Origin of the sequence: Streptomyces sp. NPDC059906, from assembly GCF_042730645.1 — a bacterium.
Lineage (GTDB): Bacteria > Actinomycetota > Actinomycetes > Streptomycetales > Streptomycetaceae > Streptomyces > Streptomyces rubrogriseus.
Genome location: NZ_JBHWKU010000013.1, coordinates 204,164 through 229,635 on the forward strand (window position 1 = coordinate 204,164; position 25,472 = coordinate 229,635).

A 25,472-nucleotide genomic window follows, 5' to 3' on the forward strand; every position below is an offset into this window, starting at 1 on the left:
ATACCGACATGGCCGTGTGACCGCGGGAGGCACCGTGAACTCCGTCGGACGACTGATCGTCGTCGTGCTCTTCGAGGGCGTCGACCTGCTCGACGTCACCGGGCCGCCGGAGGTGTTCTCGCTCGCGCGGCGGGAGACGGAGGACGCGGCGGGCTACGAGGTGGTCCTCGCCGCCGCGGCCATGGACCCGGTCACCACCGCCGCGGGCGTCCGCGTCCTGCCCGACGCCACCTTCGAGGACCTGTCCGCGCGGCGCATCGACACCCTGATCGTGCCCGGCGCGGTCGAGGTCGACGGCCGACGCCGGGTCCGGGCGGTCACCGACCCCGTCGTGGTCGAGTGGGTGGGGCGGCTCGCGGAACGGACCCGGCGGGTCACCTCCGTCTGCGTCGGGGCGCACGTCCTGGCCGCCGCCGGGCTGCTCGACGGCAAGCGGGCCACCACGCACTGGTCGACCGCGCGGCAACTCGCCGACGAACACCCGACGGTCGAGGTCGACGCCGACCCGATCTTCATCCGCGAGGGCGACGTGTGGACCGGCGCGGGCATCAGCTCCTGCCTCGACCTCTCCCTGGCCCTCGTCGCCGACGATCTCGGCGAGGCGGTGGCGCTCCGGGTGGCCCGGCAGCTCGTGATGTACCTGAAGCGGCCGAGCGGGCAGAGCCAGTTCAGCGTGCCGCTGGAGCAGGTCGCCACGACCCGGCGCGTCGAGGACCTCCGCCACCACATCCTGCGCAACATCGCCGAGCCGCTCACCGTCGCCGACCTCGCGGCCCACGCCCACGTCGGCGACCGGCAGCTCACCCGCATCTTCAAGACCGAACTCGGCACGACCCCGTACGCGTACGTCGAGTCGGCGCGCGTGGAAGTGGCGCGCCAGCAGCTCGAATCCACCGACGCGACCCTGGAACGGGTCGCCGCCGCCTGCGGCTTCGGCACCGTCGACACCCTGGTCAGGGCCTTCCGCCGCCGACTGGACACGACCCCGACCGAGTACCGCCGCCGCTTCCGGACCGTCGTGAGCACCCACGGCTAGCCCGCTCGGCTCCGTGGGGATGTGCGCCACCACATGATGGTGGGTGCGGCGCTCAGCGTCATACCTGCCGCGCCGATCCACAGAGTCGCCGTCGCTCCGAACGCGGAGCCGGACGCCCCGCCGATGACCCCGCCATGAGTACCGCCAGCGGACAAGTGGCCAGCGTGGTCAGCCAGATGACCGGTCCTTGTCCGATCCGCTTCGACAGCCTGGTGGCCGTCAAAGCGCCCAGCAGTGCGCCGCAACCCATGCACGACAGGACGAGTCCGGTGCCGAAGGGCCGGAGGCCCATCGTGCGCTCCAGGAAGACCAGCAGCATTGTTTGGTACATGACCAGGGAGAGATTGAACAGCGCGTCCGAGAACATGATGGCGCGCAGCGCGGGGTGCTGGAGGACGAAGTGCAGGCCCTCCTTTATCTCTCGTGCGAGTCGAGAGCTCCGGCTGGGCTCCGGCATCTCTTCTCGCCTGCGGATCGTGGCCGCGAAGAGGCCGGACATGGTCATTCCGGCCGAACTCGCCAGGAGCGTGGCCGGAGCCCCCACCAGGCCGACCAGGGGGCCCGCGACCGCCGGGCCGCCGATGCTGGTCACCGAGCGGATCGCCGACAGCTTCGCGTTGCCCTCCACGAGCTTGTCGCGTCCCACCAGATGCGGCAGGTAGCTGACGTGTGCGACGTCGAAGAACACGGTCAGCACGCCGTGCAGCAGCGCGACGGCGTACAGCAGCCGGATGGTGAGGAGGTCGGTCCACCAGGCGAGCGGGATGGTCAGGAGGGCCGAAGCACGGAGGAGATCGGTGCCGATCATCACCGACCTCTTCCGCATCCGGTCGACCCAGGCCCCGGCCGGCAGTCCGACCAGGAGCGAGCCCGACGTGGTCGTCGCGGCCAGCAAGCCGACCTGGAACTCGTCGGCGTGCAGGGACGTGATCGCCACCAGCGGCAACGTCAGGAACATGATCCGGTCACCCAGTTGCCCGAGGGCGGTGGCTGCGAAGAGGCGCCCGAAGTCCCGGTCGCCGAGGAGCCGGAGCCGGGGAGACGTGGGCACGCCTATCGCCCGGGGGCGGTGTGGGCGGGGCGCTCCACCCCGAATTCGTAGACCACCTCCCGGTACCGGTCCGGAACGACCATGTCGGCCGTCTCCACCGGACGCCGACGGGTGTCGTAAATGGTCCGTTCGATCAGGAGGACGAGGTCCCCCGGGCTGATGCCGAGCAGGTTCGCCTGCTCCCGGGTGGCGCGGGCCGGGCGCGGCACCTCGACGACGCTCTCGACGACGATGCCGATCGCCCGCATGCGCTCGACCACCCCCTGGCCCGCCAGGGGCCCGGACTCGGGCAGCACGACCGCTGTCCCCTCGGTGAGGGCCAGGGGCTCCCAGGACTCGGAGAGCTGGACGGGCTGCCCACCGGCGAGGAACTCGTACCGCGTGGTGACGCACAGGTCGCCGGGGTCGATGCCCAGCCGTCCGGCGATTGCCTCGGGGGCGGGGACACCCACCAGGCTCTCCGCATCCCAGGAGTCGGCCCTGCCCCGCTCCCTCGTGTCGGCGCGACGGGGGAGCCCGCTCACCCGCTCGCGGTGCCGCGACCGGACCAGGCGCAGGCGCTCACGCGGGCTGCGGACGTACGTGCCCGAGCCCGCACGTCCTTCCAGGAGCCCGTCGACGATCAGCTGGTCCACCGCTCGCTGTACGACGTTGCGCCCGACCCCGAACTCCTCGGCGAGCCGCGCTCGCGACGGGAGTCGCGCGCCGATCTCCCACTCTCCCGCGCGTATGCGCCTCCGCAGCGCGTCGGCCAGTGCGAGGTACGGCGCTTCCCGGGGCATGGGTGGTCCCTCCGGTCGTTTCAGGGGTGTCGGCAAGCTAATGCACCGGCTGAAAGCTGATGGAGCAGCAAGTCCGGCGGAGGGCGGTCCCGACCCGTCGCGGAGAAGCCCACCCGTGGCTGCCGCGCGGTCAGTGTTGATCTTCTGGCGTCGGAAACGAGATCAAAGCTTGATCGCTGGTGATACAACCGTCGGTAAACGTCGTGTTCCTCACATGTACTTCCGGAACTTGACGAGGCGTTGCCCTTTTTCAACCCGTTGACGTGCAGCTCCGTTGAGGCATTAGTTACTTCCGGCAAATCTTGTGAACGTATTGGGTGGGGTGCGGCGGGAATGTGGAACCGATTGCGGGGCGGGTCCTCGGGCCTGGTCGCGGTGGTGTGTGCGGCGGTGATCGCCGCGGTGGTCCCGGGACCGGTGGCGTACGCGGCTGACGAGGAGGTGCCGGCTGCGTCGTCGTCGGAGGGGCAGAAGGCCCTTGACGCGGCGCGGGAGTCCGGTGAGCGCGTAGAGGTGACGGGAGAGCGGACGGAGCGGACGACGGTCTTCGCCAACCCGGACGGTTCGACGTTCACGTTGGAGGAGTCGGCGGTTCCGGTACGGGTGCGGGCGTCGGGGGGTGGCTGGCAGGCGCCGGACGCGACGCTGGTGAAGCGGGCGGACGGCTCGGTCGGTCCGAAGGGCGCCGCGGTGGGAATGGCGTTCTCCGGCGGTGGAGACGGCGCTCCGCTGGCCCGGATCGAGGACGAGGGCCGTTCGCTGGCGCTGGACTGGCCGGGCGGTCTGCCTGCTCCGCGACTCGAGGGTTCGAGTGCGGTTTATGCGGAGGTGCTGCCGGGTGTCGACCTGAAGGTGACGGCGACGCCGGAGAGCTTCCAGCATGTGCTGGTGGTCAAGACGCCCGAGGCGGCGGCGAGTGAGGAGCTGAAGAAGCTCACGTTCGGGCTGGAGACGGAAGGGCTGTCCGTGCGTGAGGGCGCGTCGGGTGCGCTCGCGGCGATCGACGGCAACGGTGCCACGGTGTTCCGGGCGCCTCCGGCGCGGATGTGGGACTCGGCGGGCCGGACGGCGGATTCCGACGGGACCCAGCAGCAGCCGAAGTCGTCGCCGACCGAGTCGTCGCTGTCGAAGTCGCAGGCGCGGCTGTCGCAGGCGGTGGGCGAGGACGGACCGACGGGTGAGCCGGCGGACCCGGCGGAGGGCGCGCCGTCCGGCTCCGGTCTGGAGCCGGGGCAGGGCGACACCGTGGCCCGGATGGACGTCGAGGTGGGCAAGGGCACCCTGTCGGTCGTTCCGGACGCGGACATGCTGGCCGGTACCGACGCGGACGCCTTCCCGGTGTTCATCGACCCGACGGTGACGTGGGGCGAGTCGGAGCGCACCCTGCTGCGCAGTGACGGCTACGAGTCCTACGGCTGGGGCAACGGGGACGACGACCGGGGGAAGGGCGCGGGCAAGTGCGGTTCCTGGAGCGGCTACTACTGCGGCCCGGGCTACGTGCAGAAGCTGTACTTCGAGTTCTCGCCGTCGAGCCTGCGGGGCAAGAAGGTCCTGGACGCCACGTTCCGGGTGACGGAGCCCTGGGCGTTCCAGTGTGATCCGCGCTGGGTGGACCTGGTCCGTACGAACAACATCTCCTCGTCCACGACCTGGTCGTCGCGGCCCAAGGAACTGGACTGGATGGTCGACCGGTACGTGTCGGCCGGGCGGGGATCGCTGTGCGACCCCGACTCGCCGGACGCACCGATCGAGTTCAACGACAATCCCGACGAGAGCAACGAGAACCTGACCCCGACCGTGGCGAGCTTCGCCGCGGGCAAGTTCTCCCGGCTCACCCTGGAGGTCCGGGCTCACGACGAGGGCGACACCTCGGCGTGGAAGCGGTTCAAGAACGACGCGGTGCTGGCCGTGAAGTACGTGGGTCTGCCGGACAAGCCGTCCGCCGTCGGCATCCAGGGCGGCGGGAGCAGCACCGCCCCGGTGTGCGACGAGCGTGAGGCCGACGCGTCGATCGTCTCGTACCCGACGCCCACGCTGAAGGCCACCGCGCAGACCAAGACGGGCGGCAACGACGACACCGCCCAGCTGCGGGTGTACTTCGACATCGACGTGAAGAACGCCGACGGCTCCTGGACGGACGTCAACCCGGGCAACGGCTCCCTCGGCCCGTCGACCGGGTACGTCGACGACAACAGGGCAGTGTCCCTGAAGTGGTCGTCCCTGGCCGACGGCAAGCTGTACCGGTACCACGCCTGGACCTGGTCGTACTACGGCTCCAGCCACCTCAGCAGCGCCGCCTCCGACGGCTTCTGCTACTTCCGCATCGATTCCACCCGGCCCAAGGCCCCGCAGGTGACCCTCTCCTCGCCGTACACGGAGTGCACGACGAACGCCTGCGCGGCCTCCGGCGGTCCCGGTGAGGTCGCGTCGCTGACGTTCAAGCCGGCATCCGGTGACACGAACGTCTCCTATCAGTACAAACTGTCGTCGCAGGCGGCGTGGTCGTCCGAACTGAAGGGCGCCACCGCCACGACGAAGGTCACACCCGCCCGCGGGGGCCTGCACCGCGTGTACGTGCGGGCGAAGGACACGCTGGGCTGGGGCGAGCAGTCCGTGACCGACTTCCTGGTGGACTCCGGTGCGGGCCCGGTCGGCCGGTACCACTTCGACGAGACCACGGGAGCGGCCCTCGACTCCGCCACCGTGGACGGCCGTGACGACGCGGCCTTGTACGGGGCGGCACGGGGCGACCGCGGCCGCCGCGGCCTGATCACCCGCGATGCCGAGGGCAACGCGCTCGGGACGCCCGTCACGGACCAGGGCCTGACGCTGAACGGCACCACCGACTACGCGGCCACCAGCACGGCCGTGGTGGACACCCGCGCCTCCTACACCGTCTCCGCGTGGGCCATGCTCAAGCCGGGGGTGACACACAACCAGACGGTGCTGGGCCAGAACGGCGGCTTCTACAGCGGCTTCTACCTCACCTACCGCGAGGCCGAGGGGACGTGGACGTTGAGCACGTCGCCCAAGGACGCCACCGACGGCAACATCACCGAGCAGAGGGTGACGGCCACGCAGCCGGCCGCAAAGGGCGTGTGGACGCATCTTGCGGCCGTGTACGACGCAGGCGCGAAGCAGATCCGGCTGTATGTGAACGGCCGGCTGCAGGGCAGTGACACCGTGTCCGCGGCATGGGCGGCAGAGGGCGGTCTGCAGATCGGCCGCGTGCTGTGGCGGGACGCCTACACCGACTACTTCGCCGGCTCGATCGACGAGGTGACCGTCTGGCAGCAGGCCCTGACCGACGAACTGGTCGCCGACGATGCCCGGCTCATGAACTCGCCGAACCACGCGGCGGTGGAACTGGTCGCGGACTGGTCGCCGGAGCGGGGCAGCGGCACCACGGTCCCGGACGCCTTTTCGGGTTACGGCAGATCCCTGAGCCTGGTCGGCGGGGCCGCGCTGGACGGCGGGGCGATCGTCCTCGACGGTGTTGACGACGCGGCCACGGCCTCGGGACCGGTGGTGGACGACACGGGTTCGTTCACGGTGACGGCGCTGGCGGCGCTGGACGCGGACAAGGTTCTGGCCAAACCTGTCGGCTACACCGGCCAGGTCGTGGGACAGCGCACGGCGGACGGTTCGGCGTGGGGCCTGTGGTACAAGCGGACCGGCAGCGCCACGGTCCTGGACGAGGAGACGCTGGAGGAGAAGACCGTTCCGGAGGGCTTCTGGTACTTCGGCCGGTTCGATGCCGACGGCACGTTCAGCGGGGTGGCCTCCGAAGAGAGCGCCTCGATCGACGGCATGGTCCGGCTGACGGGTGTCTACGACACCGTGGACGCTACCGTCCACCTGTACCTCGGCAGTGTCGTCAACGGTGACGCGCAGGCGTACACGGCGAAGACCGGCTCGGGCGACCTCGCCGTCGGCAAGGGCAGCACGGACGGGACGTGGCAGCACTACCTGCCCGCACGGGTCGCGGACGTACGGCTGTGGGCCGGCGCGATGGCGACCGCACAGCAGATCGACGAGGCCGTCGGCGACTGACGACGGGTGAGCCGGGGTGCGGGCGGTCGTCGCGGTGACCGCCCTCACCCCCGGCGCGGGCGGACACCGCGGCGAACGGACACACGGTGTCCGGGCCTTCTTCTTCACACAAGGGAACTGGGTGGGACAAGAACCATGGCACTTGGCATAGGCACCTCAAGGCACTGGGGTGGAGGGACCCGGCACCGTACGGGGCGATTGCTGGCGCAGTCGTTGGCCCTGGCGTTGATCGTGCCCACGGGGCTGGCGCAGGTGGCACAAGCCGTGGAGCAGGACGGGCTGGGCCGTCCCGACGTGCCCGAGTCCCTGGTGACCAAGGTGAAGCCGTTCGACGCGGACGGAGCGAAGAAGGCGCGGGCGAAGGTCGCCGAGGAACGGAAGGCCAACGCGGAGCAGGCGAAGCGGGCGACAGCCGAACGCGAGGCGGACTGGCCGGGCGGGGGCACGGCGAAGGTACCGCTGAAGCCGAAGGCGGACGGCACGGGCGAGCCGGCCGGTGTCCCGGTGACGCTGAGCCCGGCGGCCGGGTCGAAGGCGTCGGCCGCGGCGTCGGGCGAGGCCCGGGTCACGGTGCTGGACCAGAAGGCGGCCCGCAGGGCAGGCGTCACGGGCGTGCTGCTGACGGCCGAGGCGGAAGGCGCCGGCACGGCGAACGTGCGTGTGGACTACGGCGGCTTCGCCTCGGCGGTCGGCGGCGGCTGGTCGCAGCGGCTGCGGCTGGTGCGGCTGCCGGCGTGTGCGCTGACGACTCCGGAGAAGGAGGAGTGCCGCAAGCAGACGCCGCTGGCCTCCTCGGCCAACGACCTCAACGACCAGACGGTCTCGGCGAAGGTCTCGCTGGGGGATGCTTCGGGCGGGGCCTCGCCCCAGTTGTTGGGGGAAGTGGGCAGTGCCGCGCCCTCGGGGGCGACGGTGCTGGCGATCACGGCTGCGGCGGCGGGTTCGGGGCAGTCACCCAAGGGCGCCGGTGACTACTCGGCGACGAAGCTGGCGGAGTCCTCGTCCTGGCAGGCCGGGAGCAGTTCGGGCTCGTTCACGTGGTCCTACGACTTCACGATGCCGCCGGCCGCGGCGGGACCGGTGCCGCCGTTGTCGTTGTCGTACGACTCGGGCAGCGTGGATGGTCGCACGGCGACGACGAACAACCAGACCACGTCGGTGGGAGAGGGCTTCGCCCTCACGGAGTCCTACGTCACCCGCGCCTACGGCTCGTGCGACGACGACGGTCACGACGAGGTCTACGACCAGTGCTGGAAGTACGACAACGCGAGCCTGGTCCTGAACGGCAAGTCGACCCGCCTGGTCAAGGACGACGACAGCGGCGTCTGGCATCTGGCGGACGATGACGCCTCGAAGGTGACGCGGTCCACCGGGGCGGACAACGGGGACGACAACGGCGAGTACTGGACCGTCGTCACCGGTGACGGCACCAAGTACGTGTTCGGCAAGAACAAGCTCGAGGGTGCCGGTGACCAGCGCACCAACTCCACCTGGACCGCTCCGGTCTTCGGCGACGACTCGGGTGAACCCGGCTATGGCGGCGGAAACGCATTCGCCGACCGCGACCTGGTCCAGGCCTGGCGCTGGAACCTCGACTACGTCGAGGACACCCACGGCAACGCGGCGACGTACTGGTACACCAAGGAATCGAACTACTACAAGAAGAACAAGGCGGACAAGGCCAGTACCGGCTACACCCGGGGCGGTTACCTGAACCGTATCGAGTACGGTCTGCGCAAGGGCGCCCTGTTCACCGACAAGCCGGACGCCAAGGTCACCTTCTCCTATGCAGAACGCTGCACCGCATCGGACTGCGGCAGCCTGACCGAGGACACGGCGGACAACTGGCCGGACGTTCCGTTCGACGCGATCTGCGCCAAGGACGACGACGAGTGCGACGCGACCGGCCCGTCCTTCTTCACCCGCAAGCGTCTGACCGGCATCGACACCTTCTCCTACAACGCCGGCAGCAGTGCCCACGACCCGGTGGACTCCTGGGACCTGACCCAGAAGTACCTGGACGGCGGCGACATCGGTGACAGCTCCGACCAGGTGCTGACCCTGACCTCGCTCGAGCGCGTGGCGAAGGCGGGCGACACGGCCATCACGGTCGACCCGGTCTCGTTCACCTACCAGATGCGGCCCAACCGGGTCGACGCCACCGACGACATCCTGCCACTCACCCGGCCGCGCATCTCCACCATCACCTCGGAGACCGGCGGGATCACGGAGGTGACGCTGTCCGCGCCGGAGTGCGTGCGCAGCGAGGTCCTGAACGCGGCGCCGGACACCAACACCCGCTCCTGCTTCCCGCAGTACTGGCACATCAACGGTGCCGAGGACGCGGCGATCGACTGGTTCCACAAGTACCGGGTGACCGCGGTCGGGGCGCATGACGCACAGGCCATCAACCCCGCGGTGGAGTACGCGTACTCCTACAGCGGTGCGGCCTGGCACTACAACGACGACCCGTTCACTTCCAAGGACGAGCGGACCTGGTCGGACTGGCGCGGCTACCGTCAGGTCACCGCCTACACCGGCAGGGTCGGCGAGACCCGGTCCAAGACCGTCTCGCTGTACATGCAGGGCATGCACGGCGACAAGAAGAAGGACGGCACCACCAAGTCCGTCGCCGTGCCCCCGCTGCTCGACACGGACGTCGACTTCTCCGCCGCCGCCGACAGCGACCGGTACAAGGGAGCACTTCGCCAGCAGGTCACCTACAACGGCAGCCAGCCCATCAGTAGCGTCTTCAAGAACTACACCTTCAAGAACACCGCAACCCAGACCGTCCCCGACGCCACCGACCACGCCGCCCTGTGGGTGCGCAACTCCTCCACCTACACCAGCACCTACCTCACCGGCTCCAAGACCTGGCGTACCCGGACCACCGGCCAGAAGTACGACGACCTGGGCATGGTGTACGCCGCCGACGACTGGGGACAGTCGGGCCTGGGTGGCGACGAGACCTGCACGCGCACCTGGTACGCCCGCAACCCCGACCTGGGCATCACCAGCCTGGTCTCCCGCACCCGCACCGTGGCCAAGCAGTGCTCGGTCACGGATTCGGCCCTGAACCTGCCCGCGACCAGCGCCACTCCCGGTGACGTCCTCGCCGACACCGCCACCGTCTACGACAAGGCGGGGGCCACTACCTGGCAGGCCACGCAGAAGCCCACCAAGGGCGAGGCAACCTGGACCGGCCGCGCCACCGGCTACGCCGCGACGGCAGGGAGCGACGGAGAGCGTCTGCCGTCCGGCTGGCAAACCGGCACCACCACGACGTACGACGCCCTGGGCCGTTCCCTCACCGTCACGGACACTGCAGGGCACAAGGCTTCCACCGCCTACACGCCCGCCGACACGGGGCCGCTAACCAAGACGACCTCGACCGACCCGAAGGGCTATCGAGCGGTCAACTTCCTCGACCCGCGTCGCGGGCAGGTGGAGCGCAGCTACGACATCAACCTCAAGAAGACCGAGCAGCACTACGACGCGCTCGGCCGGCTCACCGAGGTGTGGCTGCCCAACCGCTCCAGCGCCAGCCAGAGTGCGAACGTCAAGTTCACCTACCACATCGACAAGGCCAAACCGTCCTGGGTGTCCACCGCCACTCTCACCAACGACGGCAGCTATACCACCAGTTACACCGTGTACGACTCCCTGCTGCGGCCCCTCCAGAAGCAGGCGCCGACACCGCAGGGCGGTCGGCTGCTGACGGACACGCACTACGACACCCGCGGTCTGGCCTACGAAACGTTCGCCGACATGTTCGACAGCGCCAGCGCTCCGAACGGCACTTACACGCGTGCCGAGTTCGGCCGTGCCCCCACCCAGACGGAGGTCGTCTTCGACGGTGCGGGTCGCCCGACCACCAGTACGTTGTACGTCGGTGGCGTGAAGAAGTGGGCCACCAGCGCGAGCTACACCGGTGACTCCACGGCCACGACCGCTCTGGACGGCGGTTCGGCGCAGCGCACGATCACCGACGTCCGAGGTCTCACGATCGAGACCCGCGACTATGCCGGTGAGAGCCCGGCCGACGCGGACTTCGGCACCGGCCCCGGCACCTCCTACACCTCGACGAAGTTCACTTACACGGCGGGCGGCAAGCAGCGGACGATCACCGGTCCGGACGGTGCGAAGTGGTCCTACGGCTATGACCTGTTCGGCCGTCAGACCAGCGCCGACGACCCGGACAAGGGTCGGACGACCACGGGCTACAACGCGCTCGACCAGATCGTCAAGGCCACCGACTCCCGCGGGAAGTCGGTCCTGAGCGCCTACGACGAGCTGGGTCGTCCCACCGGCACCTGGGCGGGCTCGAAGACGGACGCCAACCAGCTCACCGGCTACACCTACGACACCCTCCTCAAGGGCCTGCCCACCGACTCCACCCGCTACCTCGGCGGCAAGGCCGGCGCCGCCTACACACAGGCGGTCACGGCGTACGACACCATGGGCCGCCCCACCGGTACCGAACTGCGGTTGCCGGACAGCGACCCGTTCGTCAAGGCCGGTCAGCCCGCAACGCTGGCGTTCGAGTCCCACTTCAACATCGACGGCACGCTGAAGCAGGCCAAGGACCCCGCTCTCGGCGGCCTGGCCGCCGAAACCGTCGGCTACGACTACAACGCCTTGGGCAACCTCACCGACATCGGCACCTACCTGACCGACGTCGACTACTCCGCCCTGGCCGAACCGCAGATGCTGACGCTGGGCACCGGCGACGACAGCGTCTACGTGGCCAACACCTTCGAGGCGGGCACGAGGCGCCTGACCCGCAGCTACACCCAGGACGAGACGCACCCCTACCAGCTGCAGGACCTGCACTACGGCTACGACCAGGCCGGCAACGTCACCTCCATCGCCGACCCCACCACCCTCGGCGGCACCAGCAGCGCCGAGACCCAGTGCTTCACCCACGACGCACACCAGCGTCTGACCGAGGCCTGGACCCCCGCCTCCCAGAAATGTGCCGACGCACCCGGCGCCGACTCGCTGTCGGGACCGGCACCGTACTGGACCAGCTACACCTACAACGCCGCCGGCCAACGCACCACGGAGACGGAGCACACCGACGGCACGTCGACCAAGACCACCTACTGCTATACCAACACGGACCAGCCCCACACGCTGTCCGGCACCACCATGACCGACTGTGCCGCGCCCGAGCGCACCTACACCTACGACACCCTCGGCAACACCACCGCACGTCCGGGCGTCGCCGCGGACACTCAACAGAACCTGACCTGGTCCGAGGAGGGCAGGCTCACCCGCCTCACCGAGGACGACCAGTCCACCGACTACGTCTATGGTGCCGACGGCGCCCTGCTCGTCCGAGCCGCAGAGAACGGCGAACGTGTCCTCTACGCCGGCGCCACCGAACTCCACCTCCGGCCCAACGGCACCACCTGGGCCCAGCGCTACTATGCGGCCGCCGACCTCACCGCGGCCATGCGCTCCAACCAGACCGGCACGGACAAGGTCACCTTCCTCGTCGGAGACCACCATGGCACCTCGACCCTAAGTGTCGACCGAGCCGACCAGCAGCTCAGCAAGCGCTACACCACGCCCTTCGGCGAGGACCGGGGAAAGACGCAGTACGGGCCCTGGCCCGACGACAAGGGCTTCCTCGGCAAGACCCGGGACACCAACACCGGCCTCACCCACGTCGACGCCCGTGAATATGACCCGAGCATCGGTCAGTTCGTCAGTGTCGACCCCCTGCTCGAAGCCGACAAGGCACAGACACTCAACGGCTACAGCTACGCCGCGAACAACCCCACCACCCTGTCCGACCCCACCGGTACCAGGCTGGCCGCCTGCGAGGGCGGCTGGAGGGAGTGCGGGCCCGGCGGGAACGGCGGTATCACCGATCAACACCAGGTCCCGGACAGCGATGGTGGAACGGCTGACACAGGCGGAACCAACACCACCTCCACGACGTACGCGGGCGACGGTCAGCCGATCGTCGACGGGATCCGGATTCCTGCGGAGAAGGAACTCCGTGCCATGGGACTCGCCGGCGGCTACCCCGAATCCGCCACGTACAACCAGATGCTGACCAAGTGGGCGGATCGCAAGTGCTACAACAGGACATCCACAGCCCAGGTACAGGGCTTCTGTGACACGGCGGCACGCGCCGGTGTGCTGACCGACCCGCACAGCAGCGCGAACGACCCGTGGGGCGTGAAAGCCACCTGGCACTGCCTTACTGGTCGAGGCGACTGCGGTGAAGCGATCGTCTCCGACATCATCACCGTGGCCACCATGGCCTTCGGATCCGTCGGCAAGTCTCTTTCGGCCCGCGGGGCTTCACGCTCCGTGGCCGCGGAAGCCGAGGAGAGCGCGGTCGCTCTGCTGCTCAGGGAGGCATGCAGCTTCGACCCCGCTACGCCGGTTCTGCTGGAGTCCGGAGAGACCAAACCCATCGGAGAGATAGAGGAGGGTGACAAGGTCGCCACGGGCGACCCCCGCACCGGTGCCCGCGAGGGTTCGAGAACGGTCATGGCACTCATCGTGCACCGCGACAACGACCTCGTTGATGTCACCGTGCGCACCGCCGACGGCGAAACGTCGACGATTCAGGCGACCTCTCGCCACCCCTTCTGGGACGACACACTCCATGCCTGGGTGCGAGCCGCCGACCTGCAATCGGGGCACCTGCTCAACACCGCCGCGGACACCCACGTCTCGGTCACCGATGTCAGGAACCGCCCTGGCTCGACCGACATGTACAACCTCAGTGTCTCGGATCTGCACACGTACTATGTACTGGCGGGGGCCACTCCGGTCCTGGTTCACAACAGCAATGGTTGCGTGAACTGGGCCGCCAACAGCGTGAAAACGTGGGGTCATACATTCAAGACTCATGGCGCCGGAGCGAAGAACACGAAGGCCTTGGCCGATCGCGCTCGCAGCACCGGGAATCAGCAAGGTCAGTGGTTGGATAATGACGCCGCCGCGAAGTTCTTGAAGGGGCTCCATGTCGAAGGAGCCGGGCCCAGGTCGGTGCGCATTCCTGACGGGTTGGGGCAGGTGATTATGCCGGATGGGAGTATCGTCCAAGCGCGGGCGGCTACCATCGTCCCGAGTCCAAATGGGCTGTACAAGACGGGATTCCCGATCATTGGTCCGAACTAGGAGGCTGGAGAGATGAGCTTCTCTGTGTCGTTCAATGCGGCCGTACCGTCTGGTGCTGCGGCTCCTGCTTCAGCGAGTCTGGAGCAAGGTGACGATTACGAAACCCTCGTCATGGAGGCGTGCAGCGCCCTCTCTGATGCTGGGGGCGGCAGGTTTCACATTGGCGGCTTCGGGAGTGACGAGTGGCCGCTCGATGTCGGGTATGACTTGTCTGCCTTCATGGAGCAGCTCCCGTCGCTGCTGGCGGGTGTGCGCGACCGTCGCGAGGTCGAAGTGGACCTCTACTCGCAAGGTATCGAGAGGACTTTGACTTTCCGCCCAAGCGGGGATCTCGTGATGATTCACTGCGATTCGCGGACCAATTGGGTTCCAAACCCGGACCGCGAGAGCATTGCACAGAGTGAGCTCGTCGCGATGCTCTCGAAATTGACCGAAGACTTCGCCAGAGGGTTGAAGGTGATCAATTCCGAACTGTCGGAGGTCGCGCCATTTGAACGTTGGCTGGAGGGTGAGGTGTAGCCTCGCTGCCCGATCCCGCAACCCTCGCGCTGGATAGCAGTAGCAAAATTGAAGCCCCGTCAGGTGCGTCCTGGCGGGGCTTCTGCGGTGCGTGACGGCAGTAGTTGACGGCAACGTCAGTGGACGGTGGCTCCGCACAGCGGCGGCGGGTCGTCGCCGTCGTCGCGGGTCGACTCGTCGCTGACAGAACCGTCAAGGGCGGTGCTGAGGGTGTCGATGGCGTCGCGCTGGAGGCGGAGCCGGACGTGGGCGTGGACGGTGGCGGTGACGCCGATGTGGGCGTGGCCGAGGAGTTCCTTGATCACGACGAGTTCGACTCCCTGTTCCAGGAGCAGGGTGGCGGTGGAGTGGCGGAGGTCGTGGAAGCGGATGCGGCGGAGGCCGGCCTTGCGGAGGAGCGTCGTGAAGGTGCGGGTGAGGTTGGTCGGGTCGATAGGCCTGCCCTGCGGCGTGGTGAACACGTGCCCGTTGTGCTGCCACGTGGTGCCTGCGGCCTCATGCTCCCGCTGCTGCTGTTCGTGGTGGTGCTTCAGCGACTGGAGGCAGCGGGCGGGGAGGGCGATGCGGCGCTCGGAGGCTCGGGTCTTCGTGGGCAACGTGGTGAGTCCGCCTGTGCTCGTGCGCTGCAAGGTGCGGCGGACGGCAGCCGCGCCCCGGTCGACGTCGAGGTCTTCCCAGCGGAGGCCGAGGAGTTCGCCTTTGCGGAGTCCGGTGTGGAGCGCCAGTTCGAACAGGGCATGGAGCCGGTGCCCGCGCGCGGCTGTGAGGAACTGGCGGGCTTCGTCGGCGGTAAGGGGTTCGAAGCGTCGGGGTCGAGGTGCTCCGGTGCGGACGTTACGGGCCACGTTGCGAGGGATCTCCTCCTCGCGCACGGCGTGTTCGAGTGCGGACTTGAGTACGGAGTGGATGTAGGTCAGCGTCAGCGGAGAGAGCCGCTTGGAGCAGCACGTTCCGACGGCGCAGCAACGGGGCTCATCACGCCCCGCATCGATGCCGCGCGCGCAGCACTGGCAGGTGGTGCGGAGCTGGTTGAGCCAGGTGTGAACGTCCTTTGCAGAGAGCTTGGCGAGCTTCTTCTTGCCCAGGCCGGGGACGAGGTACCGGTTGACGCAGGCGGTGTAGCGGGTGTGGGTGTTCTCGCGGAGGTGGTGGACGGCAACGGCATCGAGCCAGTACGTCAGGTACGCGCCGACGCTGCCCTGTGCGGAGGGCACGGGGAGACCACGATTGCTGGTGGCGATCTTCTCGGTGAGCTTGGCCAGTGCTTCCTTGCGGGTGCTGCCGTAGACGCGGACGCGGCGGCGGGTGTTGCCAGGGGCGAGGACGTATCCGGCGGCTTCCCAGCGGCTGTCCTTGCGCTGGTAGACGGTTCCGTCGCCGTTGGCGCGGGTTCGGCGGGAGGCGGGGGTGTCGCGGGGCGTGGTCATCAGGCGGCGGCTTCCTGTTCGAGGCGGGTGTGGATGAAGTCGGCGAGCGTGTGGGTGGGGATGCGACGGGCGCGGCCGAGGGTGATCGAGGCGAGCTGGCGGGTGCGGAGTAGGTCGTAGACGGCGGAGCGGCCGAGCTGGAGGCGTTCCATGACCTGGGGGACCGTCAGCAGCTCTTCCGGCGTGCTCGGCCCCCGCCGGGTCGGGGCGGGTTCTTGCGCGTTCATCCGCAGCCCCCTTCGGCGATGAACCGGCGCTCCAGTTCCCGGCGGTGCCAGACGTGGGCGGCGAGGAGCGCGGCGCCGGGGCTGTAACCGGTGCCGAGGTAGGCCCAATGTCCGACGACGAGGGTGGTGTTCGGGTCGTGCTCGGGCAGGCCGGCGTGGGCGCGGGCCTGTTCGGTGCGCCAGGCGCGGCGGGTGTCGCGCAGCGCGCCGAGAGTGGTGGAGTAGTTGCGGGACTTGGTGGAGAAGTGGAACCCGGAAGCCGAGCATGTGCGCCCACCTCCAGAGCTTGAGGTCGGCGAACTCCGGCAGTCTGCCCAGCTCCCAGCAGGTGCGGATCATCTGCCGCACGTGGCGGGCGACCGCGAGGCGCGGCAGCGGGTGGGCCTGTCCGGTGCCGTCGCAGGCGGCGCACGGGAGCGGGGTTCCGTGGGGCAGGAGGGTGGCGCCGCGTCCTTGGCAGGGGCGGCAGAACAGGGCGCGGTCGAGGGTGCCGGAGGTGTCGGCGGACTTGGTGGCGTACTTCGCCACGTAGGCGGCCACGGCCTGGTCGGTGAACTCGGCGTCAGCGCCGAAGGCGGCGATCTCGCGTACGTCGAGCTGTTCGCCCCAGCCGAGTTCGCGTTCCCCGACCGCATCCGACACGACCCCGACGCGGACCCGTGCGGCGGCGGCGCGTACGGCGTCGGCGAGTACGGCGACGGTGGCGTACGGCGGCGGGGGCTGACTGGTGCCGTCCGGGCCGTCGAGCCGGATCACGGCGTGGAAGTGGACCAGACCGCGCTGTTGGTACTCGGCGACCTTGGCGAAGGAGACCCGCAGGACCGCGTGGGCGGCCTTCTGGGTCATGCCGAGCCGGGCGGCGATCTCGCGGCGCAGGTAGGTGGTGAAGCGGGCCCACAGTGCGGAGGCGTGGGCGTTGAAGAGGACCGCGCCCGTGTAGTCGTACGTCGTCGGATTCAGCGGCGTGCCGATCAGGGGGTCCGTGGGTTCGTGGAGCTTGCGGCAGCGGCAGGGCCGGATGTCGCCGCCGGGCGTAGTGGGGCGGTTGTGGACGGGGCCGAAGGACGGAGGGGTGAGGGTGGCGAAGACGCGGGGGTGGGTGCGTACGGTGTCGGGGACGTTCTTGCCGCCGGAGAGGCCGGCGCGGAAGAGGTGGTAGGTGTCGGCAGGTAGATGCGGGAGCAGGCGGGGCAGCGGGAGGCTCGGCGGTTGCCGCAAGTGGTGAGCAGGCTCCCCGTCGGTTCGGCGGACGTGGTGTAGGAGCGCAGTACCTCACCCGTCGCCGTGTCGACGGTGGTGGTGTGGCCGGTCAGGCGGATGACGGGTGATCGGTCGGCGCGCCCGCCGTCGTGGCTGACCTTCTGCGGCTGAGGCCAGAACCTCATGGCCATGGGCACGGCACGCACGCAAGGGCCCGCCCCTGCCAGGGCTGACGAGGAGGAGGAGCCTCGATCGGCCATGCCCGGCAGGGACGGGAGTTGGGTAGGTCAGTGCGGTGCGGCTCATGAGCGAGCGGGACGGGTCACGTCCGCCGCCAGGTCCGCCAGGGGCGGGTGATGATCTCCCGGTAGTTGTGGTGGGACGGGTTCTGGCCGCAGTGCCGCAGGACCCAGTCCTGCGGTTCGGTGAAGTCCTCGCTTGTCGGCGAGGTCTCTCCGTCCACGGCGCACTGCATCGCGTACAGGACCGGCTCCGCGTCCGGCTCGCGGTCGGGCCGGAGCGTCCAGGTCTCGTAGCGCAGGACCGAGCGAGGGGTCACCGTCCCCACCTTCGGTTGGCCACGGCCACCTTCGCGCTCAGCTCCTCCGTCGGAGTCGGCATACGTACATCCTCGGGCGGCACGTCCCACTCCCGGCCACCGCGCGGCGGCCGAAGCTGCACGTACGTCCCCACGTGCCCCATCACCACGCCCACCTCGCCGTTTCGTCGGTCGACCACCAGGGCGCCGGCATCGGGTGAGGCGGTGTGCCTGTCGGCATCGGGGGTGGGGGCCGTCATCGTGACCACCCCGGCGAGGCGGCGCGGGACCGGGCGTCCAGTCGCAGGGCGGGAACACATGGGGTGGGGCTCATTCGCACGGTGACGCTCCTCGGCGGCGTTGATGCGTGCCCCTGGGCCTGTTGGTGCCGCAGGGTCGGCACCGATCCTCACGCCGGTCACCGGGACGAAGGAACCTCCACCAAACCCCACTCCGGGACGTCCCGCACCGTGTAGAACGTCCCTGGTGCCGTCCTGAGACGAAGGGGGAGACTCGTGCCGAACGAGAGACTACGAGCCGTCATGGCGGCGGGAGGCTGGACGTACGCCGCACTCGCTCAGCAGGTCGAGGTCGACCCCAAGTCGGTCGAGCGCTGGGTGAACCTCGGGCGTATCCCACGCCGTGCCACCGCCCTCCAGGCGGCCAAGGCCCTGGGAGAAGACGTGCACGCACTCTGGCCGGCGCTCCGCCAGGCCCGCCCCGCCCGCGCCATCAGCCCTGAACTGGTGGCGCTCTACGAGCAGCGGGCTGACCTCCCCGTTTCGACGTTCACCGACCTGATGGCCCAGGCTCGGGAACGGATCGACATCCTCGTCTATGCGGCCGTCTTCCTCCACGAGGCGTACCCGCGGTTGAACGAACTCCTCTCCGAACGCGCCGCCGAAGGCTGCACCGTCCGCATCGCGATCGGGGACGCCGACAGCGACACCGTCCAAGCCCGCGGCAAGGAGGAGCGGTTCGGCCACGGCATCGAATCCCGCTGCCGCCTCGCGCTTATGCACTACCGGCCGCTCGCCGACGCCCCAGGCATCGAAGTCCGCACCCACGGCACCACGCTCTACAACTCCCTCTACCGTGCCGACGGCCAGCAACTCGTCAACGCGCACGTCTGGGGCGTCAACGCCTACGCCGCCCCCGTATGGCATCTTCGCCGACATGAGACGGGCGGCATGTTCGACACCTACGCCGACAGCTTCGACGCCGTGTGGGCGACCGCGACCCCCGTACGAGAGGAAGGCTGACCGTGGCCCGCACCGAGTACTACGACGACCCGGAAGCGCCCAAGCCGAACAGCATGGTCGTCGCCGCATCCGCCGTCGTTACCGACGACCAGGGGCGCATCCTTCTCCAGCGCCGCCGTGACAACGACCTGTGGGCCCTGCCCGGAGGCGGAATGGACCTCACCGACTCCCTGCCAGGCACAGCCGTCCGCGAGGTCAAAGAGGAGACCGGCCTCGACGTCGAGATCACTGGCCTGGTCGGCACCTACACCGACCCGAAACACATCATCGCCTACACCGACGGCGAGGTCCGGCGACAGTTCAACGTCTGCTTCACCGCCCGCATCACCGGCGGCCAACTGGCAATCTCCGACGAGTCCACCGAACTCCGGTTCGTACTGCCTGAAGAGATCGAGCAGTTGCCGATGCACCACACCCAACGACTCAGGCTCCAACACTTCCGGGAACAGCGCGAGAAGCCGTACCTGGGCTGAACCATCTGACGGCAGTAGCGACGGCAACAACCCCGCACAACCACGGACACCCACGCACCTCACCGGACCAGCAGACCGCACTTTGACCTGCGAAAAGGCAGGTCAAAGGCTTCGCGTAGCACACGTACTATGTACTGGCGGGCGAGGCTTCGGCCCTCGTTCACAACAACAACTGCAATACCAACGCGCTGACACGCGCGCAAGCCGACGACATCGCCAAGAACTTGGGGTACACGAAGACCAAGCAGGTGTCCGCAGGTAAGACCGCTATCTGGGAGAACAAGAAAGCGGGAGGCGGTCAGCCTCGGTACATCACCTTCGACCGGACCGGTCACAACAAGGATGCCGTGTTCAAGGGAGCGAATTTCCGCAATCCCTTCCAGTCGACCAAGGACTCGGCTCGGGATGGAACCTACGGGCTGGACATCGGGCCCAAGGGGGAGCTGAGGGGGCTGAAATGGTTGGCGAAATGAACAGGGAGTTGATCATCAGTCCTCGCAGTGAGCGAGTGCGAGAGGAGTTGGCAGACGCAGGTGCCTGGCGTTCGTATGCTGCGGCACTGCAGCAGGTGCTTGGAGTGGTGATCACGAAGAGCGGCTTCGACTTCCTGGAGGTCGGCGGGCTCCTGGTGAATGCGGCCCTTCCCGACAGGCATCTCGGCCTTCGCAATGGCGCGCAGGTCCCCTTCTCGCAAGCGATTGACCTTGTCGAGGGAATGGCGGCCGGGCGCGGGCCCTATTGTCAGCTTTCCGTTCCCGGGCAGCTTCAGATCGAGTCGGGATGGGACGGGGCTGTACACCTCTACACGACGCGGGCGGTAGCCGCCGAGCTAGCAGACCTCGGTTACCAAGACGCTGTTCTTCGGTGGCGCGACGGAAAACCTGAGCCCACCGTGATCTCGAATCCCGTCGGTGCCACAGCGGACGAGAGGTTCTGGGAGACGGTGTCCGAGGTCTCCGAGCGCTTCACCTTGTTGTGTGAGCGCTGGGCGTACGGTGCCTGCGGGTGCCGATGGTTCCGCGTGACTCGGGAGAACGTGGCCGAGCTGGCTCGCCTCATGCGGCCGCGTTCACTGGTTTGCCTGGCTACTGATCCGCCGTTGCAACCCGGGCCTGAGCTGTTGGAGGACGACTTCACTGCCTTCGCGGCCCCGCTGCTGCCTGGAGAGTTGCTCTATCGGGCCTACCCCGGTGGCGCGGACACCCTCTCGGAGGTCACGGGTGCCGGGTTCTCATGCATGCTGGCGGACAGAGTGATGGGCGACCGGTGCGCCGTAGTGCCGGACGCCGACGGGGTCAGCCGGGCGCAGTGGGAGAGCCCAGGAGGAGCCGACGTGTGAAGGCATGCCCCGGGCGGGGTCGGGCCCGGGGTCGGACGTGCGAAGGCGGCGGGCCCCGGGGGCGGGGCGTGCCGCCTTCGGCGCGGGGGAGTGGGGCCGGGTCAGTACCAGCCGTTGGACTGCCAGAAGGACCAGGCGTCGCAGGCGCTGCCGTAGCGGTCCTTCATGTAGTCCAGGCCCCACTCGATCTGGGTGGCCGCGTTGGTCTTCCAGTCGTCGCCCGCCGAGGCCATCTTCGAGCCCGGCAGGGCCTGGACCAGGCCGTACGCGCCGCTGGAGGCGTTGGTGGCGTGGATGTTCCAGTCGCTCTCGTGGTCGACGATCTTCGAGAAGCACTGGTACTCGGCCGAGTCGCCGATCATCTTCTTCGCGGTCGCCTGGGCCGATGAGGCCGGGGTCGCGGCCTGGGCGGGCCCGGCGGCGATCAGTGAGCCGCAGGTGGCCGCGGCCAGGGCGGCACCCGCGAGGGCCTTCTTCGGGGTGGCGACGGAACGGAGGAGGGAAGCGGCGGTCAACGGAGGGCCTTTCTTCGGCGACAGGGGCGTCGGCGCACACCGGCCCGGCATGCGTCGGCGCCGCTGCCCGGGAGGGCGTCGGCGCCTGGCGACCGGTTCAGAGAAACAGGCGGGCCGGTCGTCCGCAATCGTCCCTTTTGCTAAGCGGGGTCGTAGGCGCGGGTGGCGGGAGCGGCACTCCGGGGCCGTACGGCCCGTCCCCCGGTCGGCGCCCGGCTACGAAGCCGCTTCGTAGGTGAAGCGGCTCACGTGGGGCGGCTCACCTCGGCGGCCTGCTCGGAGTCTGCTCGAACGTGACCGGTGTCTCGAAGGCCGCCCTGCGGGTCGCGCGGCGCAGTGCCTTCAGGACCGGGGTGCCGAGGGCCAGGGTCAGGACGACCGTCATGGCGGCGCGGCCGCCGTCCCAGCCGAGCGACGTGGCGAGGCAGTAGGCGAGGAAGCGGGCCAGGTTGTCCGCGATCGACGCGTCCGGGTCGAAGGCGATGTTCGAGGCGAGGGTGTTCATGAAGGTCCAGCCCGCCAGGTTCATCACCGTGCCGTAGGCGAAGGCCGCCAGGAAGCCGTACGCCGCCAGCAGCAGGAGCTCCGCGCGGCCACGCAGACGGTCGGGGCCCGGGAGCAGGCCCGCGCCCATCGTGAACCAGCCCATCGCCAGCATCTGGAACGGCATCCACGGACCGACCCCGCCCGTGAGCAGCGCGGACGCGAACATCGTGACGGAGCCGAGGACGAAGCCGAAGCCGGGGCCCAGGACCCGGCCGCTGAGGACCATGAGGAAGAACATCGGCTCCAGGCCGGCCGTCCCCGCGCCGATGGGGCGCAGGGCCGCGCCCGCCGCCGCAAGGACGCCGAGCATCGCCACCGCCTTGGGGCCGAGACCCGACTCCGAGATCGTCGCCGCCACCACCGCCACCAGCAGCACCAGCAGACCCGCGAACAGCCACGGCGCGTCCTGCGCGTGCGCGTTCAGCGACGCGTCCGGCGGGGCCAGGAAGGGCCACCCGAAGCCCGCCACGCCCACCGCGCTGACCATAATCAGCGTGGCGACCGAGCGCGGGCCCAGGCGCACGGCGCGGGCCTGGCGCTGGGGAGCGGTGCCGCCGGTCATGCCAGGGCCTCCCGTACCTGCGCGACCGTCAGCCACTTCCTCGGCGCCAGTACCTTCGCGACCTGCGGGGCGTAGGACGGGGAGGCCACCACCACGTCCGCCGCCGGGCCGTCGGCGATCACCTCGCCCTCGGCGAGGAGCACCACCCGGTGGGCCAGCTCGGCGGCCAGTTCCACGTCGTGCGTGGCCAGCACGATCGCGTGGCCCTCGGCGGCCAGGCCGCGCAGGATGCCGGCCAGGCGGGCCTTCGCCGCGTAGTCCAGGCCGCGGGTCGGCTCGTCCAGGAGGAGGAGGGGAGGTCGGGCGGTCAGGACGACGGACAGGGCCAGGGTGAGGCGCTGGCCCTCCGAGAGGTCGCGGGGGTGGGTGTCGTCCGTGATGCCGGGGAGCAGCTCCGACAGCAGCGCGCGGCAGGTGCCCGGGGCCGCGTCCGCGTCCCGGTCGGCGGCCGCGCACTCGGCGGCGACCGTGTCGGCGTACAGCAGGTCGCGCGGCTCCTGCGGGACCAGGCCGACCCGGCGTACGAGGTCGCGGGGGGCCGTACGGTGCGGTACCGCGTCCCCGGCCCGGACCGAACCGGACGACGGCTCGACCAGGCCGACCATCGCCGACAGCAGGGTCGACTTTCCGGCGCCGTTGCGGCCCATCAGGGCGACCGTCTCGCCGGGGGAGACCGTCAGGTCCACGTGGCGCAGGGCCTGGACGCGGTCGCGGCGGACGGCGAGGGAGTGGACCTCGGCGGCGTACGGGGCGGGGGACGAGGACTTCTCCTGCGGCTTCCCGCGGCGGCGCCAACGGGAGGGGACGGGGCGCGGGGCGGGTGGCGCCGGGAGCGGGGCGGACGGCGGCGGGGTGTGGTCCGGGATCTCCCGGCCGGCCAGGCGTTCGCGCAGCGGAGCGGCCCGGCGGCGGGCGTCCCGGATCGTCAGCGGCAGCGGGGACCAGCCCGCCAGCCTGCCCAGGCCCACCACTGGCGGGTACACCGGGGACACCGTCATCACCTCCGCCGGGGCGCCGATGAGCGGGGCCTCGCCGGGCGCCGGGAGCAGGACGACCTGGTCGGCGTACTGGATCACCCGCTCCAGGCGGTGCTCGGCCATCAGGACCGTCGTACCGAGGTCGTGGACCAGGCGCTGGAGGACGGCCAGGACCTCCTCGGCGGCGGCGGGGTCAAGCGCGGAGGTCGGCTCGTCCAGGACCAGGACCTCCGGGTGCGGGGTGAGGACCGAGCCGATGGCGACCCGCTGCTGCTGGCCGCCGGAGAGGGTGGCGATGGGGCGGGAGCGCAGGTCGGAGAGGCCCAGGAGGTCGAGGGTCTCCTCGACGCGGCGGCGCATCACGTCGGGGGGAAGCCCCAACGACTCCATGCCGTAGGCCAGTTCGTCCTCGACGGTGTCCGTCACGAAGTGGGAGAGCGGGTCCTGGCCGACCGTGCCGACCACGTCGGCGAGTTCGCGCGGCTTGTGGGTGCGGGTGTCGCGGCCGGCCACGGTGACCCGGCCGCGCAGGGTGCCGCCGGTGAAGTGCGGGACCAGGCCGCCGACCGCGCCGAGCACGGTGGACTTGCCGACGCCGGAGGGGCCGGCGAGCAGAACGAGTTCGCCCTCCGGGACCTCGAAGTCCACGGCCCGGACGGTGGGTTCGGCGGCGCCGTCGTACGTGACCGACACGTCCTCGAAGCGGATCACGACGGCTCCTTCACGGTGGCCCGAACGGCGGTCTCGGGTGCGGGGGCGACGAACGCCGGGAGCAGGCCGATCAGTACGGCCGCCGCCGGCCACAGGGGGAGGGTCGGGGCCTCCAGCGGGACCACGCCCGGGTGCAGCGCCGCCGGATCGCGGGCGGCGGCGAGGAAGAGCAGGGCGGCGACCGTCGCGCCGGACGCGGTGACCAGCCAGGCGCGGGCGTCCCAGCGGTCGGGGCGGTACCGGGTGCGGACCGTGCGCCGGCCGCCGAGCCACAGGCCCGCGACGGCGGCGGCGACACCGGCCAGGAGTACGGGGATGCCGTACGTGCCGCCCGCGGCGGTCAGCAGTCCGTACGTCCCCGCGCAGACGCCGAGCAGGCCACCGAGGGTGAGGGCGGCGGTGGTACGGCGGACGGGGGCCGGTACTCGTGCGGTACGGCCGTAGCCGCGGGCGTCCATCGCGGCGGCGAGGGCGACGGAGCGTTCCAGGGCGCCCTCCAGGACGGGGAGCCCCACCTGGAGCAGGCCCCGCATGCCCCGGTCCGGGCGGCCGCGCAGGCGGCGGGCGGCGCGCAGGCGCTGGACGTCCGCGATGAGGTTCGGTGCGAAGGTGAGGGCCACGACGACGGCGACGCCCATCTCGTACAGGGCGCCGGGTAGGGACTTGAGGAGGCGGGAGGGGTTGGCGAGGGCGTTCGCGGCGCCGACGCAGATGAGGAGGGTCGCCAGCTTCATGGCGTCGTACAGCGCGAAGGCGAGGCCCTCCGCGGTGACCCGGCCGCCGAGGCGGATGCCCTGCGCCCAGTCGGGGAGGGGGACTTCGGGGAGCGTGAGGAGGGTGTGGGTGCCGGGGATGGGGGAGCCGAGGAGGGTGGTGAAGAGGAGGCGGATGAGGAGGACGGCGAGGGCGAGTTTGACGAAGGCGCCGTAGGAGCGGGACCAGGGGGCGTGGGGGCGGCGGGTGATGACGACGTAGGCGGAGACGGTGACGAGGAGGGCCAGGAGGAGGGGGTTGGTGGTGCGGGTGGCGGCGGTGCCGAGGGCGAGGGCCCAGAGCCACCAGGCGCCGGGGTGCAGGGCCTCCCGGCGGTGGTGGCTGGCGGGGGTGG

18 protein-coding genes and 1 pseudogene are annotated in these 25,472 nt (G+C 69.9%); 8 read left to right on the forward strand and 11 right to left on the reverse strand.

All coding sequences use genetic code 11. The features are described 5' to 3' along the window. Nucleotides 1-34 precede the first annotated feature (34 nt). Nucleotides 35-1,036 (forward strand): GlxA family transcriptional regulator, encoded by a 1,002-nt coding sequence (locus tag ACFV9J_RS21445; protein WP_385356372.1) that lies wholly within the window; start codon nucleotides 35-37, stop codon nucleotides 1,034-1,036. A gap of 58 nt (nucleotides 1,037-1,094) precedes the next feature. On the opposite strand, the gene ACFV9J_RS21450 is transcribed toward ACFV9J_RS21445, so the two are convergent. Both ACFV9J_RS21450 and ACFV9J_RS21455 read right to left on the reverse strand, forming a co-directional pair. Further along, nucleotides 1,095-2,087, reverse strand: coding sequence for an MFS transporter (locus ACFV9J_RS21450; RefSeq protein WP_385356373.1), 993 nt, complete (start codon nucleotides 2,085-2,087; stop codon nucleotides 1,095-1,097). Between the two features lie 2 nt (nucleotides 2,088-2,089). Continuing rightward, complete coding sequence (locus ACFV9J_RS21455) at nucleotides 2,090-2,869, reverse strand: GntR family transcriptional regulator (protein WP_385356374.1); 780 nt, start codon at nucleotides 2,867-2,869, stop codon at nucleotides 2,090-2,092. Between the two features lie 333 nt (nucleotides 2,870-3,202). Between ACFV9J_RS21455 and ACFV9J_RS21460 the strand changes: the two genes are divergently transcribed. From ACFV9J_RS21460 to ACFV9J_RS21470, 3 genes are all read left to right on the forward strand, one after another. Beyond that, nucleotides 3,203-6,922, forward strand: a complete 3,720-nt coding sequence (locus tag ACFV9J_RS21460; protein ID WP_385356376.1) for a LamG domain-containing protein — start codon at nucleotides 3,203-3,205, stop codon at nucleotides 6,920-6,922. Between the two features lie 135 nt (nucleotides 6,923-7,057). Further along, complete coding sequence (locus tag ACFV9J_RS21465; RefSeq protein ID WP_385356377.1) at nucleotides 7,058-14,068, forward strand: RHS repeat-associated core domain-containing protein; 7,011 nt, start codon at nucleotides 7,058-7,060, stop codon at nucleotides 14,066-14,068. Nucleotides 14,069-14,080: 12 nt separating this feature from the next. Further along, nucleotides 14,081-14,587 (forward strand): hypothetical protein, encoded by a 507-nt coding sequence (locus tag ACFV9J_RS21470; RefSeq protein WP_385356378.1) that lies wholly within the window; start codon nucleotides 14,081-14,083, stop codon nucleotides 14,585-14,587. A gap of 116 nt (nucleotides 14,588-14,703) precedes the next feature. Here ACFV9J_RS21470 and ACFV9J_RS21475 read toward each other — a convergent pair whose 3' ends face one another. The 5 genes and pseudogenes from ACFV9J_RS21475 to ACFV9J_RS21495 all read right to left on the reverse strand — a co-directional run bounded on the left by ACFV9J_RS21475 (nucleotide 14,704) and on the right by ACFV9J_RS21495 (nucleotide 18,248). Next, a complete protein-coding gene (locus tag ACFV9J_RS21475; protein WP_385356379.1) occupies nucleotides 14,704-16,014 on the reverse strand; it encodes a tyrosine-type recombinase/integrase in 1,311 nt (436 codons plus the stop codon). Then, on the reverse strand, nucleotides 16,014-16,241 hold the full coding sequence (locus ACFV9J_RS21480) for a helix-turn-helix domain-containing protein (RefSeq protein ID WP_385356380.1): 228 nt from the start codon (nucleotides 16,239-16,241) through the stop codon (nucleotides 16,014-16,016). Before ACFV9J_RS21480 ends, ACFV9J_RS21475 begins: the two co-directional genes overlap by 1 nt. Then, nucleotides 16,238-17,632, reverse strand: a pseudogene (locus tag ACFV9J_RS21485) (replication initiator). Before ACFV9J_RS21485 ends, ACFV9J_RS21480 begins: the two are co-directional and overlap by 4 nt. A gap of 131 nt (nucleotides 17,633-17,763) precedes the next feature. Beyond that, nucleotides 17,764-18,009, reverse strand: a complete 246-nt coding sequence (locus ACFV9J_RS21490) for a hypothetical protein (protein WP_385356381.1) — start codon at nucleotides 18,007-18,009, stop codon at nucleotides 17,764-17,766. Next, entirely contained in the window at nucleotides 17,997-18,248 is a 252-nt protein-coding gene (locus ACFV9J_RS21495; RefSeq protein ID WP_385356382.1) for a hypothetical protein, read from the reverse strand. Before ACFV9J_RS21495 ends, ACFV9J_RS21490 begins: the two co-directional genes overlap by 13 nt. 273 nt (nucleotides 18,249-18,521) lie before the next feature. Here ACFV9J_RS21495 and ACFV9J_RS21500 point away from each other — a divergent pair, with 273 nt between their 5' ends. The 4 genes from ACFV9J_RS21500 to ACFV9J_RS21515 all read left to right on the forward strand — a co-directional run bounded on the left by ACFV9J_RS21500 (nucleotide 18,522) and on the right by ACFV9J_RS21515 (nucleotide 21,053). Continuing rightward, a complete protein-coding gene (locus ACFV9J_RS21500; RefSeq protein WP_385356393.1) occupies nucleotides 18,522-19,241 on the forward strand; it encodes an XRE family transcriptional regulator in 720 nt (239 codons plus the stop codon). A gap of 2 nt (nucleotides 19,242-19,243) precedes the next feature. Then, nucleotides 19,244-19,714, forward strand: a complete 471-nt coding sequence (locus ACFV9J_RS21505; protein ID WP_385356383.1) for an NUDIX domain-containing protein — start codon at nucleotides 19,244-19,246, stop codon at nucleotides 19,712-19,714. Nucleotides 19,715-19,926: 212 nt separating this feature from the next. Next, on the forward strand, nucleotides 19,927-20,187 hold the full coding sequence (locus tag ACFV9J_RS21510) for a toxin C-terminal domain-containing protein (protein ID WP_385356394.1): 261 nt from the start codon (nucleotides 19,927-19,929) through the stop codon (nucleotides 20,185-20,187). Nucleotides 20,188-20,294: 107 nt separating this feature from the next. After that, nucleotides 20,295-21,053 (forward strand): hypothetical protein, encoded by a 759-nt coding sequence (locus ACFV9J_RS21515; RefSeq protein WP_385356384.1) that lies wholly within the window; start codon nucleotides 20,295-20,297, stop codon nucleotides 21,051-21,053. A 101-nt stretch (nucleotides 21,054-21,154) separates the two neighbouring features. Here ACFV9J_RS21515 and ACFV9J_RS21520 read toward each other — a convergent pair whose 3' ends face one another. From ACFV9J_RS21520 to ACFV9J_RS21535, 4 genes are all read right to left on the reverse strand, one after another. After that, nucleotides 21,155-21,619 carry a transglycosylase SLT domain-containing protein gene (locus ACFV9J_RS21520; protein WP_385356385.1) on the reverse strand — a complete coding sequence of 155 codons (465 nt, stop codon included), beginning with the start codon at nucleotides 21,617-21,619 and terminating at the stop codon, nucleotides 21,155-21,157. Between the two features lie 208 nt (nucleotides 21,620-21,827). Then, complete coding sequence (locus ACFV9J_RS21525; protein ID WP_385356386.1) at nucleotides 21,828-22,676, reverse strand: ECF transporter S component; 849 nt, start codon at nucleotides 22,674-22,676, stop codon at nucleotides 21,828-21,830. Then, the gene (locus ACFV9J_RS21530; RefSeq protein WP_385356387.1) at nucleotides 22,673-24,364 is read right to left on the reverse strand and encodes an ABC transporter ATP-binding protein; all 1,692 of its coding nucleotides are present in this window, start codon (nucleotides 24,362-24,364) and stop codon (nucleotides 22,673-22,675) included. Before ACFV9J_RS21530 ends, ACFV9J_RS21525 begins: the two co-directional genes overlap by 4 nt. Then, on the reverse strand, nucleotides 24,361-25,472 hold a 1,112-nt coding region (locus tag ACFV9J_RS21535; protein WP_385356388.1), incomplete at its 5' end, for an energy-coupling factor transporter transmembrane component T. The genes ACFV9J_RS21535 and ACFV9J_RS21530, both read right to left, overlap by 4 nt.

Bases quoted from the DNA above. Each gene is read 5' to 3' on its own strand.
- ACFV9J_RS21455 (WP_385356374.1), bottom strand. From the start codon at position 2,869: ATGCCCCGGGAAGCGCCGTACCTCGCACTGGCCGACGCGCTGCGGAGG.
- ACFV9J_RS21460 (WP_385356376.1), top strand. From the start codon at position 3,203: ATGTGGAACCGATTGCGGGGCGGGTCCTCGGGCCTGGTCGCGGTGGTG.
- ACFV9J_RS21465 (WP_385356377.1), top strand. From the start codon at position 7,058: ATGGCACTTGGCATAGGCACCTCAAGGCACTGGGGTGGAGGGACCCGG.
- ACFV9J_RS21470 (WP_385356378.1), top strand. From the start codon at position 14,081: ATGAGCTTCTCTGTGTCGTTCAATGCGGCCGTACCGTCTGGTGCTGCG.
- ACFV9J_RS21475 (WP_385356379.1), bottom strand. From the start codon at position 16,014: ATGACCACGCCCCGCGACACCCCCGCCTCCCGCCGAACCCGCGCCAAC.
- ACFV9J_RS21480 (WP_385356380.1), bottom strand. From the start codon at position 16,241: ATGAACGCGCAAGAACCCGCCCCGACCCGGCGGGGGCCGAGCACGCCG.
- ACFV9J_RS21500 (WP_385356393.1), top strand. From the start codon at position 18,522: ATGGCGGCGGGAGGCTGGACGTACGCCGCACTCGCTCAGCAGGTCGAG.
- ACFV9J_RS21520 (WP_385356385.1), bottom strand. From the start codon at position 21,619: ATGCCGGGCCGGTGTGCGCCGACGCCCCTGTCGCCGAAGAAAGGCCCT.
- ACFV9J_RS21525 (WP_385356386.1), bottom strand. From the start codon at position 22,676: ATGACCGGCGGCACCGCTCCCCAGCGCCAGGCCCGCGCCGTGCGCCTG.